Source organism: Nitrospira sp. (genome assembly GCA_016788885.1).
Taxonomy (GTDB): domain Bacteria; phylum Nitrospirota; class Nitrospiria; order Nitrospirales; family Nitrospiraceae; genus Nitrospira_A.
Map to the genome: position 1 here is coordinate 14,289 of JAEURX010000063.1, position 14,201 is coordinate 28,489.

The 14,201-nt window shown below is 61.6% G+C and carries 13 protein-coding genes; 5 read left to right on the top strand and 8 right to left on the bottom strand.

The features are described from left to right. Nucleotides 1-8 precede the first annotated feature (8 nt). The 8 genes from JNL86_16445 to JNL86_16480 all read right to left on the bottom strand — a co-directional run bounded on the left by JNL86_16445 (nt 9) and on the right by JNL86_16480 (nt 7,821). Nucleotides 9-848: a hypothetical protein gene (locus tag JNL86_16445; protein ID MBL8044499.1), complete on the bottom strand. Its 840-nt coding sequence runs from the start codon at nt 846-848 to the stop codon at nt 9-11. A 59-nt stretch (nt 849-907) separates the two neighbouring features. Further along, on the bottom strand, nt 908-1,681 hold the full coding sequence (locus JNL86_16450; GenBank protein MBL8044500.1) for a proteasome subunit alpha: 774 nt from the start codon (nt 1,679-1,681) through the stop codon (nt 908-910). Nucleotides 1,682-1,817: 136 nt separating this feature from the next. Next, nucleotides 1,818-2,012: a ubiquitin-like protein UBact gene (locus JNL86_16455; protein MBL8044501.1), complete on the bottom strand. Its 195-nt coding sequence runs from the start codon at nt 2,010-2,012 to the stop codon at nt 1,818-1,820. A 2-nt stretch (nt 2,013-2,014) separates the two neighbouring features. Beyond that, nucleotides 2,015-3,535 (bottom strand): proteasome accessory factor PafA2 family protein, encoded by a 1,521-nt coding sequence (locus JNL86_16460; GenBank protein ID MBL8044502.1) that lies wholly within the window; start codon nt 3,533-3,535, stop codon nt 2,015-2,017. A 2-nt stretch (nt 3,536-3,537) separates the two neighbouring features. Next, a complete protein-coding gene (locus tag JNL86_16465) occupies nt 3,538-5,289 on the bottom strand; it encodes an AAA family ATPase (GenBank protein ID MBL8044503.1) in 1,752 nt (583 codons plus the stop codon). Nucleotides 5,290-5,393: 104 nt separating this feature from the next. Continuing rightward, nucleotides 5,394-6,506, bottom strand: coding sequence for a trypsin-like peptidase domain-containing protein (locus JNL86_16470; GenBank protein ID MBL8044504.1), 1,113 nt, complete (start codon nt 6,504-6,506; stop codon nt 5,394-5,396). Nucleotides 6,507-6,521: 15 nt separating this feature from the next. Then, entirely contained in the window at nt 6,522-6,923 is a 402-nt protein-coding gene (locus tag JNL86_16475) for a YjbQ family protein (protein ID MBL8044505.1), read from the bottom strand. Between the two features lie 25 nt (nt 6,924-6,948). Next, nucleotides 6,949-7,821, bottom strand: coding sequence for a hypothetical protein (locus tag JNL86_16480; protein ID MBL8044506.1), 873 nt, complete (start codon nt 7,819-7,821; stop codon nt 6,949-6,951). A gap of 160 nt (nt 7,822-7,981) precedes the next feature. Here JNL86_16480 and JNL86_16485 point away from each other — a divergent pair, with 160 nt between their 5' ends. The 5 genes from JNL86_16485 (at nt 7,982) to JNL86_16505 (ending at nt 13,940) form a co-directional block, all read left to right on the top strand. Then, nucleotides 7,982-8,602 (top strand): hypothetical protein, encoded by a 621-nt coding sequence (locus tag JNL86_16485; protein MBL8044507.1) that lies wholly within the window; start codon nt 7,982-7,984, stop codon nt 8,600-8,602. Next, on the top strand, nt 8,599-9,048 hold the full coding sequence (locus tag JNL86_16490) for an HIT family protein (protein MBL8044508.1): 450 nt from the start codon (nt 8,599-8,601) through the stop codon (nt 9,046-9,048). The genes JNL86_16485 and JNL86_16490 overlap by 4 nt, the downstream gene beginning before the upstream one ends. 51 nt (nt 9,049-9,099) lie before the next feature. Then, entirely contained in the window at nt 9,100-9,735 is a 636-nt protein-coding gene (locus JNL86_16495) for a hypothetical protein (protein ID MBL8044509.1), read from the top strand. A 109-nt stretch (nt 9,736-9,844) separates the two neighbouring features. Next, a complete protein-coding gene (locus JNL86_16500) occupies nt 9,845-11,212 on the top strand; it encodes a tetratricopeptide repeat protein (protein ID MBL8044510.1) in 1,368 nt (455 codons plus the stop codon). A gap of 13 nt (nt 11,213-11,225) precedes the next feature. Further along, nucleotides 11,226-13,940, top strand: coding sequence for a sigma 54-interacting transcriptional regulator (locus JNL86_16505; protein ID MBL8044511.1), 2,715 nt, complete (start codon nt 11,226-11,228; stop codon nt 13,938-13,940). The last annotated feature ends 261 nt before the right edge of the window (nt 13,941-14,201 follow it).

The following is a 14,201-nucleotide window of genomic DNA, read 5'->3' on the forward strand; positions in this document are numbered from 1 at the left end:
ACAATTGGTCAGGCCGGATGCGGCACGCCCACGCCAGACGGCAGCACCCCCCCCAATTCATCGGGACGAAGCGCGCGATATTTCGACGACCCGGGCCCCTTGCGCTCCAGCAGGATGCATTCCAGGGATTTTTCGGCAACGATCTTCCGCACATGGTCCAGCAACGTGGCCTTGCCCGGCAGGCTCGACGCCTCACTCACAGCCTTGTCCGCAGAGACGGAATTGGCAGCGGCCTCTCCCCCCACAACGTCCGAGGCCGCTTGCGCCAGGGAACCAACGGCCCATGCGCAGAGGGCCATCTCAACCGCCTGCTTCAACGGAGCCTGTTCGACTCCGGTTTGCGAGTCCAGGTACCGACCCATCTGGGCCTGGACGTCAGCGCTCGCACCTAACGAGGCCCACCGGCGGCTCTCCTCAAACGTGCCATCATAGTTGATGGTCAGAAACAAATCCCGCTCCGGCTTGGCGCCCAATTCAGCCAGGAGAATCTTCACGATAAACGGCGCCTTGTAGATTTCTTCGAAGGCCTGCTTGATGGCCGGAGCCAACCCGTACTTCATCAATCGAGCACCAGTCACATCAGACGGCGACCGGTTGAATCCCTCGATGTGGGCCATCTCCAGCAGGGAAAAGCGCAACTTTTCCAAATCCGCCGGATGCCCCATCCCGCCGAGGGCAATACGATCGTAGATTTCGTAGAGCTTGGGCGTGCCACGGCTTACCGTGAGCATCAGAATCCCGTCGGCATAGGCCAAGGCGACAACCGGCGCGCCTTTCGTAAACTGCTCATCGAGATAGTGACGTCGGTTACCGACCGCCTCGATCCACCGATAGGGTTCTTCATACATCAGAGATCACCTTTATTCACAATCACGTTCATGAGGTCGCACCGAGCGAACAACAGAGCTTATCGCCCGCGGACGACGTCCCGTTCGTACAGTCGCTTCAAATCCACATCTGCAATAGCATGAACCCCGGCAGCGGTAATCAATTTGACCACCGGGTACAGGTTTAGTTCTCGATTCACCCCACCCGTCGCCGAGTCGAACTCCGCCGCGCTCGAGAGCAATCGTAAGGCCTGGACCGTCGCCTGCTCTTCCGGCAAGGCCGCCAGTGGCTGCGGGCCCCAGGTATTCACATAGTGCAAGATCCCCCGGATCGTCGGCGATCCGGATCCGGAGACGGCGTACTCCACGGCTTCAAACTCGGCGCCCAGAATGTCATAGAAATAAATCTTGGCTGCAGCCTGCTCGTGATCATACCCGGCAAAGACAGGAACGACCGCCCCCGTTCCCGCCAATGCGGCAGGCACATTTTCCTTGAGCAACTTGGACACCGCACGAAGCTTCCCCTCAAAGCTCAACTCCTGCAACTGCGTCCGACGGTAGTATTTGAACGAATGCTCGAGCACACGCACCATCTCATAGGCGGTCGCCGGCACGCCGGCAATGGCCATCACACTGTGACGGTCGATCTCCAGCACCTTGTCGGTGCGGTCGTACATGACCATGTTCCCAGCGGTCGCCCGACGATCCCCCGCAACCAAGACCCCGTCGCGATACTTCATTGCGAGAATCGTCGTGGCAGTCGGCACTTCCAACCCGGTAGCTGCCGCGACCGGATTGCCGAACTGATAGCCCTGTTCCTTCAACAGTTGAAAAAAATCCCCCTGCATCCCCATATCGCTACCCTTTCCGACGCATTCACTCCCGTCATGTCAGACGGACACCAGGATGAGGACGTCACTGCGCGAGTCCGACGAGGGCCTTCCGAGGCCGCGCGTGGCGCGAGCAATGGCCCTGCCCCGGTGGCCAACCTCACTCCCCCGTCCGCTGCCGGTATCGTTCCGCCTGCTTCGGATCCACCTTACGCATCCGCTTCAAGAGGTTGTCTTTATCCGGCGAACCCGTGTCCGGTCGGCGCGGTCCCCCGCCTTCGTCCGACGGAACCGGAGATTTCGGCATCGGGTCGCCGGGAGCTTCCCGACGATCCGGCATCATCATATATGACATGGTTATGGTTCCTTTCGTTTCGTCCATGCAGCCAGGGCTTCGGCTGGAGACGCCGCAGTTTCCCACAGCGCCGCACAAGCCCGCACGGCATCCGGCTCAAACAGGTCACCCATCTCCAGTGTGCGCGACCGCAGGCCCCCGCTGAACTGTACCCGCTCCCACTGCATACCGCTGATCTCGGTCGAAAACCGCCGCACACACAATCCGCGCAACCCGCCACGGGTATCCGCAGGTCCGGCCGTCAGCGCCTCCGCGATGTCACGATCGGTCGTCATGCGCCAGGTTTTACCTTCGGCCTCCAGCCCCAGAAACAACCCGCGCTCGGGGCTCACGTTATGATATTCCAAGTCCAAGCTGGCGAGCCATGGGTCCTCCCAGGTCAGCCGTTCTTCGCGCATGAAGGTCTCCAGCAACCACTGCTTGGTCACCCAATCCAGCTTTCCGACCAATTGCGTACGATCCTGCGCCAGCAAGCGGAGAGTCTCCTGCCATTCACGCAAGACCCAATCTGCATCGGGATCACTGCCGGCGCACGCCCGGCTTGCCGCATGCCAATATTCCTCTTGTATGGCGAGGCCTGACAATGTGCGTCCATCCTTCAGACGCACCACTGCCTTGACATCCGGATCTCGCGACAACTGCTTGATCGCGGCCACCGGCTGCTCCAACTCCAGCTCCGGGGCTGCGCCGCGTTGCAACACCTCGAGCACCAGCCTGGTGGTGCCGACCTTGAGGGCGGTCGCGTACTCACACATGTTGGCATCCCCGAGTATCAGATGCAGACGCCGATACTTGGTTCGATCGGCATGGGGTTCGTCACGCGTGTTGAGGATGGGGCGATTGTGCATCGTATCCACCCCCAATTCCGCTTCCATGAAGTCGGCCCGTTGCGAGAGCTGGAAGGGACCGGGCACATACCCCGACTCCTGCGCTTCCATTCCGACTTTCCCGGCCCCGGCCAACAGCTGGCGGCTGACCAGAAACGGCAACAATCCGCTGACGAGTTGTGGAAAAGACAACGAGCGTGGAACGAGGTAGTTGTCATGGCAGCCGTAACTGTGGCCATGAAAATCCGTGTTGTTTTTGTAGAGTTGCACGTGGGCGCCGCCGAGTTGTTGATTTCGTCGATCGGCCGCCCGCTGCACGATACGCTCCCCCGCCCGATCGTGCGCCAGCAGATCTTTAAGCGTGCGACATTCCGGGGTGGAATATTCGGGGTGGGTATGGTCGTTATAAAACCGGGCGCCGTTCGGCAGCACCAGGTCACTTTTCATGTCGTGAAACGAATACGGGCGATGGGCATCCAGCTTGGCGAAGTCGTCCTCCTCCTGATCCTGCTGCAGACCCGACACCCGGAAGCCTCGCGCATCCTCGTGCGGATCTTCCCCCCGATAATCCCATCGCCGTTCGAAATCTCCGGTCAGATGCGCACGCACCAACTCCATCGACTCCTCGACCGGATCAACCGCGTCGAGGTCTTCTCTGGTAATGCCGTATTCCGTCTCAATGCCGAACAGATGCATAGTTAGATAATCTGATTCACCAACCGCTCTTCCGTGGGCCTGCCACGGCGGAAAGACGAGACGCCGACCACCTGCTCGGGATGATGATCCAGCAATTTCAGCCATTCCTCGGCTGCATCATCGGGCGGCAGCATCTCTCCCTCGCGATATTCCTCCTGCACCGCATCGAGCAAATCCTGCGTCCGGATGCCGTCGCCGGAGGGGGGCCCGGCCTCGGCGACCGCACGTTCGATCGCCTTCTCCTTCGCCCGCTGCACGATCGAAGAAAGGATCGCGCCGCTGACGAGATCGCCCCGGTACAGGACTTTATTCTGCCCGTTCCGGAGTCGGATCGATAACACGCGATTCTGATCAGTACGCGAGAAGAGTTGCTCCACCACCTGCTCGATGACAGCGCGGCGGGCAATGGCATGATCCTGATTGTTTCGATCCAGCAGCGTCTGATCGAGCGGCAACGCCGAGGTGAGATACACCGACAGGATCTCCACGGCCGCTTCGCGATTCGGGCGTGCCACCTTGATCTTGCGATCGATGCGACCCGGCCGCAGCACCGCCGGATCGATCAAATCCGGCCGGTTCGACGCCAGAATGATCACCACATCTTGCAGCGACTCGATCCCATCCATTTCGGCGCAAAACATCGGTACCAGGGTGTTATTAATATTGAACGATCGCATGGACCGTCTGGTTCCCAACACCGACTCCGCCTCGTCGATGAAAATGAACGGCAAGGCCCCTTCCTTGCGTCTGGCGCGGGCCTTGGCGAACAGGTCGCGCACGATCCGCTCGGATTCACCCAGCCACATATTCAAGATCTCTGGGCCCTTGATGTGCAGGAATGCGCCGCTGGTCACCGGAGGATGCTTCGCCTTCCCCTCCGGGCCAGACTGACCGTGCGACTCCCGCACCAACTGCGACAGGCTGGCCGCGGCCGCCTGCCCGATCAGCGTCTTGCCGCATCCCGGCGGCCCATACAGGAGAAAGCCTTTCGGCTGCGTAAACTGGTACTTCGCAAACGTGTCGGCATGCAGCAGCGGATATTCAATCGCTTTCCGAATGGCCTCGATCGCCTGATGTTGGCCGCCGATTTGCGCCCACGTCACGCTCGGCACTTCGTCCAGTAGATGGGCGCGCGCCTGTCGGTTTTCGAATTTTTCGATGGCAATGCGGTGAGTCGGCTCAACCCGCACCTCATCGCCGGGCTTCAGGTCCGCCCCCACCAAATCACTGGAGCGTTGAAGAATCAGTGCCTGCCGCCCCATGTCCTGCTCAAAACGAATCCGGCCGTCCGGCAGGAGCTCCGCCACTTTCAACACCGGTCCGTTTCGGTCATAGCCGAGCGCCTTGATCACCGTATAGGCCTCATTGACGAGAATCTGCGTACCGATCTTCAGGTCCTCGACCGGAAGCCGTGGATCGGTATTGGCGTAATACTCCGCCCCGCCCACCACGATTCGAGCCACGCCTTCCCCGGGCAACTCGACCAGGAGGCCAACACGATTGGCCGGCGCGGTCAGCTTGGCAACGACATCACTTAATTTCTTCAGTTCGCTATCGCGACGGTCCTGCGTCACCGATTGCGCCATGACCACGTGCCGTAATTTATAGAGCAGCTTCTGGCGCGGATCACCGTCGGGAAACGCGGCCAGACATTCGTCTATCAGTTCGATCGGATCGGCCGAAACCCCGGCTTCACGGAGCGGCCCCTGATGGCCCCCAGGGGTCGGCTGATCTGGATTGCGATGGTCACTCATAATCTTCCTCCGGCTGGTCTCACTCCGGTCATCCTAACAGGTTGTTGAGAAGCTGCGCCAGCGAGTCACGATCGAGCCTGGACACCGCTTCGAACTCCTCCCTCTCAATTGACGGCCTGCAGTGTCACCGTCGCCTGCAGGCGGCGATTCCCCCGCGCGTATTCGATCGTCACCTGCTCACCGACCTTGTGTTTTTCCATCGCATCCATGAGATCCTCGATGGTTTCCACCGGCTTGCCGTCCACGGCCACCAGAATATCGCCCAGTTCAACGCGCCCACCCATGGTTTCCCGCGCCCCGCGCAAGCCCACCCGTTCTGCAACACTCCCGCGGCCGACCTTTCCGATAATGACGCCCTTGACGCCCCAGCGTCTCGCCATCGCATCGGGAACCAGGGAGATCCCCAAGCCGGGCCTGATCAACTTTCCATGCTTGATCAACTCGGGCACGATGCGATTCACCGTATCGACCGGCACCGCAAACCCGATCCCGGCAAATGCGCCGCTGGGACTGACGATTTGGGTATTCACGCCGATCAGACGTCCGGCACTGTCCAACAACGGCCCGCCGGAGTTGCCTGGGTTGATGGCAGCGTCGGTCTGAATCACGCCTTCAATGGTCCGGTTGCTCATCGATTTGATAGTACGACCCAAGGCGCTCACCACTCCGGTCGTCAGCGTATGGTCGAGCCCGAAGGGGTTGCCGATCGCCAAGACCTTTTGCCCGACACGCAACGCCTGGGAGTTGCCGATAGTGACCGGTTGGAGTACCGACTCCGGCGCTTGAATCTGCAGCACGGCGATATCATGGTCCGGATCGGCCCCGACGACCTTGGCTTTGATTTCCGTCCGATCGGCCAAGGTCACCGTGATCGAATCAGCGCCATAGATCACGTGGTAGTTGGTTACGATGTGCCCCTGCCGGCTCCAGACGAAGCCGGTCCCCGACCCCTGTGGCACCTCGAACAGATTGAACGACCAGGGGTCGCGCTGCATGGCCGTGTTCGCAATAAAGACGACCGAACGAGTCGCCCGGTCGAACACGGCGATCGTGGCCTGCTCTTCCGGACTGAGTTCGGTCGGCGCGACCGATTGAGCCGGCGACAATCCATGCAGGTCTTCAGCCATCACAGGCTCTGACATCGGGCACGCAGTCGCCATCAGGCCAGCGAGCACACCCGCCCGAACCCATCCACCGGCGCGCCGCGCCGTGAGCATTGCTCCTGCGCCCATCTATTCACCAATGATTTGCAGGACCACGTCCCTGGTCCGTGCGCGTGTATCGAAATCCAACACCACTACCTGCTGCCAGGTTCCCAGCACCATCGTTCCGTCGTTGAACGGAATCGTGAGGGAGTGTCCCTGCAACTGACCGCGCAGATGGCTGTGGCCATTATCCTCCCCCACATTCCGCTCGTTGTGCTGCCATGTCGGGTCGGCGGGAATGAGCCGTTCCCAGATCGCTTTGGTATCAGCGCGAATGCCGGGCTCATCCTCGATGATCAGGACGGAGGCGGTCGTGTGTCTGATGAACACCGTGAGAATGCCGGCGCGCAGGTGCGTCTCCTCAAGAGCCGCGCGCAGTCGGTCGGTGATGTTTTCCACCTGGCAATCGCCCTGCATCGCCACACGCAGCAACAGTGATTTCACCGCCATCGAATTACTCCTTCTCGGGGCGCCGCAAAAACGCACGCTCGCGTGCGGTCAACGCCCGCCCCCTGGCTTGCGCCAACACCCCATCGAACACACCCTCTGCCGCAAGCTCTCGCAGGGCCCGCACAACCAGACGGCTCAGAATTTGTTCCCGTTGCAACGTCTGCAGATAGGCAAAGGCCTCCGACAGGTCTTCGCGTCGACGCACATAGTAGTCGCGACCCCGGCGTTGGTTGCTGTAGGCCTCGAATTGCTCACAGGCGACAAGCACTTCCGCCAGTTGGCGCACCCAGGGCTGTGCGCCTTCCAATTTTTCTGGGTAGTAATAGTACAGCATGACCCGGCCCATCCACGGCGCCCAGGCAACTCCGAGTTCGCGCAAGAGCGGCTTCACCGTCCGCAAGCGCGCGGCCAGTCTCCGGGCATACCCCAACCGCATCTCCACCTGCTCGCAGGCCCACGAATCGAGCGTGATGCCGGCATCATCCATGGCGGTGCGATAGCGAGCCACAAACGCCTCGGTTTCGCGCCCGTAGCGGGTGTCCGGGTGGAGAGCCCTCCATTCACGAGGCCTGGTCGGAATGCCGTGCGCGCGGGCCCAGGACCAAATGCGACCGAAGAGGTGCCGGTCCAGTCCAGCCCGTCCCAAATCGTGGAGGAGACAGGCAATCTGATACTGTTTCACACGTGCAGGGGGATGCCCCAGCCGTGCAGCCACCGCCGCGCACATACGGGCCGTGCGGACGGCATGGGGACCGTCGTACCCCTTGATGATGCGCCCCGGACGACGCGGGTCAGGATAGTCATAGAACCGCAATAACTGAGAGGCAAGGGTGCGCGACACGAGCAGCGGAGGAAGCGTGATGCGTGAAGTGGCCATGCAGATGTGAGGCACCGGAATCGACACGTTACCGCTCGGCAGAATATCGTTCACCAAAAGAACGTGTCAAGCCGATCGCCGCGCAGGCACAGGATTTCCTCGCACTGACGGTGGGGCTTTGTTATTCTGGCCCCGAGGCCGATCGATCAGGGAGGACATCATGCGGATGACTCGGACCATGCAAATCCTAGCCGGCAGCACGGGTCTGCTGTTGGCGGCAACCATCGCTCCCGCGTTCGCCCTCGACCAACTGGTAGATGTGACCGGCAAAGTCACCCCCTTCGTCACTCTGCGGAGCCGCGACAATTTTTCGAGTGAGTACCGCTATGATGTCACGGTCCGCAACGTGTCTCCCGATCTGTTCGTCGCGGACTCCCTCATAGTCGTGCTGGATCACATCACCAATACGGCCGGCCAGGATCGCGAAAATTTGACGGGTGAATCGCTCCTCACGAGGATGGAGATCATCGGGCAGGACGGGACGACCGACGACGGCAAACCGTTCTTCCGTGTGCCGCAGGGGTCCGGCCCCGACCTCACCCCGAACAGTGAGAGCCTCCCCGTGTCGGTCCGCATCCGGAACCGTGACTACGTGGCCGTCTTCACGCCAGCCTTCCGCGTGATGGGACAAAAGCGTGAGTCACCCAAACAGAAGGGCGCCGCCGGGTCTGCAGCCACGACTCAGCCACCGGGCAAGGCCACGACCGACAAACTCATTCAGCTGCTCATTAAAAAAGGCCTGATCACCGCGGAGGAAGGACGGCTTCTCAACCAACCATGACCGACTCCGTCTGCAACGCCTGTCTCGGCACCTGGCCTCGACAGGACCACTTCATTGCCGACTGCGGCCTCACGCGAGCCTATCTGCACGACGACCAGTTCTTTCCCGGCTGGACCGTGCTCGTGTTGAAGCATCACGCGACGGAACTCTTCCACCTCTCGCGCGAGGAACGCGGCACGCTCATCGAAGAAGTCGCCCAGGTGGCGGCCATGCTCGTCGACGAATGGCGGGCCGTGAAGGTCAACTATGAATTGCTTGGCAACCAACTTCCTCATATCCATTGGCACCTGATTCCCCGCCTCAGCCGGGACCCGGCACCGCTCGAGCCGGTCTGGCGCGTGGCGCATGAACCGGTGCGACTTCAACCGGACGCCCTCGCCTCCATGATCGAACGCCTCACGCAGCGGTGGCCGACGCAGCTCAGCCACACGCCACCGAAGGCCTGACTCCATCCGCCTGCCACGATGCCCGCACCAGCACCCAAGCCGGATGTCACGATGCCCCGCACATTTTCGCAGATGGTGATCCGCACCGTGCCGCTTCATCTGCTGACATCGCTGGTCCTGGTCGGAGGAAGCGCGCTGTGTTACAGCGTTTCCATGACAGGGCACGGCACCTGGGCGCTCGTGGGTAGCTGGTCGTTGACGGCGATCGCCATTCTCCTTGCGCTGGTCGGCGGAATCCTGGCCGGGCTGTTGGACGCATCCCAACAAACGGTTGAGCGACTGGAACAACAACTCCGCACCTGGTTGCACACCCTCCCTGCCGCCGCAAGGGCCGACGCAGCGACAGACCGCCCCCTGGACTCAGTGCGAGCAGAGTACGAGACGCTGGTCGAGCAATGGGCCACCAGGACCGGCGAACGGCTGCGACTTCCACGCTGGTTGGAAACGCTGATTCGCAAAGCGTTACGCGGGATCGTCGTCGATCGCTTCATTGCCTCCTGTACGGAACGTGGCCTCAGTCTCGTGGCGCCGCAAGAGTTCCGGAACTGGCTGCTCGCGGAAGGGGTCAGCCTCGGATTCATGCCCATTCAGGATCAACTCTCTTGGTGGCGCTACCTCATTTGGGGCCTGTTGCTCCTGCTCGCCGCGACGAGCTTGATTCTCGCCCTTTTCACGACCTCATCCTGATCGCTCCCGCTGCATCCGGCGCGAGATTCCCCATCAGATCCCGTGGAATTTTCTTCCCATCTATGTGTATATAGAGCGATCTTTTTCTCGTGGAGGCCTGTCGGCGCTTATGTTCTTGCAACGCATCGCCTTTGGACGATGGGTCCTGCTCATCACCGTCACGTTGCCGCTGCAGTCCCTGCCGGTCGGTGCACAAGATGAGCCCTCCCCGAGCCTGTCTCCCGGATCTGTTCAACCCGAATCACCGAACGTCGAACCGCCGCCTCCGCCGCCAGGGGAAACTCCCTCGCAGGAAGCTGTGCGCGTTGAACCGCTTCCGAACGAACCCACGCCTCCTCCCCCGCCGCCGCCGGCTTCGCCATCACCCACTCCGACACCGTCGATTCCTCCGCCAGCTCCACTGACGCCGCTCGAGCTGCTGTCGCAGGCTCGCCAGGCTCTGCATGCCGAACCGGACGCCCAGGAGCCACGACTCACGCTGGGAAGAACACTGTTCCAACTGGGCGATACCGATGGCGCGATCGATGAATACCGAACCGCCTTGCGCTTCCATCCCACGGTTGCGCAGATCCATGTGGATCTCGGCACCGCACTCATGGCCAAACAAGACTGGCGAACGGCCATGACGGAGCTTCAGGAAGCGGCCCGCCTGGACCCCACGCTCGTGCAAGCGCATTACAGCATGGGCACGATTCACTACACCCGTGGAAATATTCAGTCCGCCATCAAGGCCTACCAGGAGGCCTTGCGGCTGAAACCGGATTTTGCCGAAGCCCATTACCGATTGGGATTGGTCCTGAAAGTTGCCGGGCGCGACAAGGATGCGGCACAGGAACTGGAAGCGGCGGCACTGGCCGGTCTGGCCAAGGCGCAATACTTCCTCGGGAATGCCTACCGCTCAGGGCAAGGTGTCGAAAAAAGTCAGATCATGGCCATCACCTGGTGGGCACAGGCATTTGAGCAAGGTTTGCCGGAAGCTTCACAGGCACTGACTCAGCTCAGACGGCTCGCGGCGGTGAAGGGGAACCTGCAGACGAAACAATCCAAGGCGGCAGCCGAGGCCTTCAAGAACTATTGTGATCAACTCTGGTTGGATTTCCCCGACCTCGACCGGGACCAGCCGAACCAAACCGTCGGCACCACCTTGCTCAAGCAGGGACGCACCGCCGAGGCCCTGCCGGTCCTTCTACGGGAAGCCTATGCGCTGAATGAGATGTCCCATGCGACACTCGTACACCTGTATGAGCAGGGACTCGACGGCCAACTGCCGCCCCATGGTCAATGGATTCTGAGTTATCTGGAATCCACCGCCGCCGACGGCGCGGTTTCGTCCCGCATGGCACTCGCTCGAATCTACGCCAAGGGCCTGGGCTTGGCCCCGGATCTCGCCAAAGCCAAGAGCTACCTGAAAGGGCTCCCACGGGAAGACGTCAAACGCATCCTCGACGAAGCCGCACCCGAACCGCCTAAACCATAGCCGCCACCATCGCATGAGCACCGCCACCCGCTTGTTCGTCAGGACTCTCTGGCTGCAAGCCCTGGTCATGGCGTTGTCTGCACTCCTGCTCACCGAGATCCTGTGGACGGCGGCACCGGCAACCTACCAGACCGTGGAATGGGCACCCTACGACACCTGGGTACGACTCCGCCCTCAGCCGGTTCCCGATTCGCGCCTGCTGGTTATCACCCGGGACGAGGCCAGCGACCAGCAGTTCGGCGCGGGTCAGTGGGATCGCAGCCTTACCGCAACACTCATCACCGCGCTGCATGACGCCGGCGCGAGCGCGATCGGCATCGATATTCCGCTCGATCTCCCGAGTCCGCCCAACCTTGGCGGCGCCGTCAGCGACGCCTTGTTGATCGAGGCCATCAAGTCCGCCGGCACCGTCTCCTATCCCGCAGTTCTGGCTCAACCGCTCGATCAGGAGGGCCTCCCATCGACACCGCCCCCGCAAACGCTGGTGCAGGGAAAGAGCACGCTGCAACCGGTGCTCGATCTCGATCGGGTAGCGCGCCGAGCCCTGCTCTACCATGGCACCGGCCCGAGCGAACTTCCCTCCTTGGGCCTCTCACTGGCTGCCGGCTTCTGGCAGACGCCTCTCGAACGGATCGAGCGACGTTCCGGCTCAGTGCGGATCCCCCGAACACAGGGCCCGGACGGCCCCACTGCCGACGTCACGATTCCCGTCGACCGCCATGGCCGCCTGTTGCTCAACTTCGCCGGGCCGCAGGTACGTGCGCTGATCCCCACCGCCACAGTCTTGAACATCTCCCGGCTGATAGACCAGAAGGAGATGGAACGCCTTGCCGCCCTGGTCAACGGCAAAGCGGTGATCGTCACCACACAACCGCGGCCTCAACCGGAACGGACGATTCCGTCCGGCGAAGACGTCACCGACGTCCTGCTGCAAGCACAACTCCTCCACACAGTCCTCTCGCAGGACTGGATGAGAGAACTGCTCCCATGGCAACGAGAAGCCGTCGCCTTCATGCTCTGCATCAGCGTCGCCTGGGCCGTCTTCCGGTGGACCGATTGGAAAGGCCTCGTGCTGGGAACCGGACTCCTGCTGCTGTACCTGATGATCGGCCTGATGTGTCTCACCCAACTCCGGTGGGTCCTGCCATTCATGACGTCCGTCACCGCAAGCCTCCTCGTCCTCGTCGCCGGCAGCCTGCTCGGCCAGATCGTGGCCACCAGACGTCTGGTGCTGCTCGAACAGGACATGCTGCTGGTCCAGCAAAACCTGGTGGCGGTGCGGGAAGCACTGATCTTTCAGGAAACAGCCGTAGAAAGTCTGGAGGAAGACCTGGAATCGGCTCACACCAGGATGTCGCATTCCGCCTCGAAGGAAGCCGAATCGACCCAACTCGCCGCCGATCTCCAACGCAAAGTCGCTGAGGCCCAGGCGCAGGAAGAGGCAACGAGGCAACGGATGCAGGAACTCGAAGGGCAGTTGCACAACCTGCGGGCGGCCACGATCAGCGCGGCGCCGCTGGGGAATCTCGAACAGGAACAACTCCAGCGCGAATGCGAACAATCCGGGATCGTCACGAGAGATCCGTTGATGCTGACGATGTTTCGCGATCTCAAGAAAGGGGCACGCGCGCCGGTCACCGTCCTGATCACCGGCGAAGCCGGAACCGGCAAAGAGCTGTGTGCCAGGGCGGTGCACCGGTTGAGCCCTCGCGCCGCCAGACCGTTTATTGCCGTGAACATGGCGGCGATCTCGCCGGAGCTCTTCGAAAGCGAACTGTTCGGTCATGTGCGCGGCAGCTTCACCGGGGCGCACTCAGATCGAAAAGGCTACTTTGAACTGGCGCATCAAGGCACCATCTTTCTCGACGAGATCGGGGATCTCCGCCTGGACCACCAAAGCAAGCTGCTGCGCGTGTTGCAAGATCGAACCTTTTATCGCGTCGGGGCGACCAGTCCCACCACGGTCGATGTTCGCATCGTCGCCGCCACGAACAAGGATCTGCAACGGGGTGTGTCGGAAGGGTGGTTTCGTGAAGATCTGTATTTTCGGCTCAAGGGGCTCGTCCTGCAGCTGCCGCCCCTCCGTGATCGCGCCGAGGACATTCCACTCCTGGCTGAAGCCTGCCTACGAGAGGCCGCCCAGAGGAGCCATCAGCCGCCGATGCCACTCTCACAGGAAGCCCTGGCGGCGCTCACCACACACACGTGGAAAGGCAACGTGCGAGAATTGCGTCAGTGCCTCGAACAGGCAGTGGCCCTGACCGAGGGATCGATCATCACGCTGAATGATCTCCGACTGCCCGGCGCGTCGGCACCGGCTTCCGGAACTGCTATCGGTGAACCTATACTGCCGGATCCGGCCGGCGATCTCGCGGTACTGAACCAGCTACGCCGGACCCGGTTCGACATGCAAGCCACGGCTCGAGCCCTGGGCTGGGACCGCAGCACGGTCACCCAACGCCTGAAAGGGCTCTGCTTCCAAGCGCTCGTGGACTCATCGGGGGACCAGGCCAAGGCCGCCTCGGCCCTGGCCGGAGATCCATCTCTCCTGCGCACCGTTGAACTGAAACTGATGGACTATACCGCTCATCTCATGGAGACGATCGCGCCCTTCGCCGATGTGGACGAGGCGTTGCTCGACTGCAAGCGGCGATTCAAGAACCTGCCCGAACGACACTTCAGGTCCGTCGAAACGCTCGTGCGGCGGCATTTTCAATCCAAGGCGTAAGTCGCCAGCAGGATCCGCTGTCCGGCCCGCCCAAGAGCCACACGCCATCAATACCCAACCCTCAGCAGTGACCGACAATCGGAACATCTGCCGAAGCCTCGCGACGTGATCCCCTCGCGCTCATGCGGGGCTAGCCCCGCATTCCCCACTGATCCACGCATGAATGGCCGTTTCCACGCAGTGATCACTATTCGCTAACTCCTTGTTCCGTTGTTGTTTTCTGACCATAAGCCGCGCTGCGGCACCTGGCCTCGGCCTTGC

Bases quoted from the DNA above. Each gene is read 5' to 3' on its own strand.
- JNL86_16445 (MBL8044499.1), bottom strand. From the start codon at position 848: ATGTATGAAGAACCCTATCGGTGGATCGAGGCGGTCGGTAACCGACGT.
- JNL86_16450 (MBL8044500.1), bottom strand. From the start codon at position 1,681: ATGGGGATGCAGGGGGATTTTTTTCAACTGTTGAAGGAACAGGGCTAT.
- JNL86_16455 (MBL8044501.1), bottom strand. From the start codon at position 2,012: ATGTCATATATGATGATGCCGGATCGTCGGGAAGCTCCCGGCGACCCG.
- JNL86_16460 (MBL8044502.1), bottom strand. From the start codon at position 3,535: ATGCATCTGTTCGGCATTGAGACGGAATACGGCATTACCAGAGAAGAC.
- JNL86_16465 (MBL8044503.1), bottom strand. From the start codon at position 5,289: ATGAGTGACCATCGCAATCCAGATCAGCCGACCCCTGGGGGCCATCAG.
- JNL86_16470 (MBL8044504.1), bottom strand. From the start codon at position 6,506: ATGCTCACGGCGCGGCGCGCCGGTGGATGGGTTCGGGCGGGTGTGCTC.
- JNL86_16480 (MBL8044506.1), bottom strand. From the start codon at position 7,821: ATGGCCACTTCACGCATCACGCTTCCTCCGCTGCTCGTGTCGCGCACC.
- JNL86_16485 (MBL8044507.1), top strand. From the start codon at position 7,982: ATGCGGATGACTCGGACCATGCAAATCCTAGCCGGCAGCACGGGTCTG.
- JNL86_16490 (MBL8044508.1), top strand. From the start codon at position 8,599: ATGACCGACTCCGTCTGCAACGCCTGTCTCGGCACCTGGCCTCGACAG.
- JNL86_16495 (MBL8044509.1), top strand. From the start codon at position 9,100: ATGCCCCGCACATTTTCGCAGATGGTGATCCGCACCGTGCCGCTTCAT.
- JNL86_16500 (MBL8044510.1), top strand. From the start codon at position 9,845: ATGTTCTTGCAACGCATCGCCTTTGGACGATGGGTCCTGCTCATCACC.
- JNL86_16505 (MBL8044511.1), top strand. From the start codon at position 11,226: ATGAGCACCGCCACCCGCTTGTTCGTCAGGACTCTCTGGCTGCAAGCC.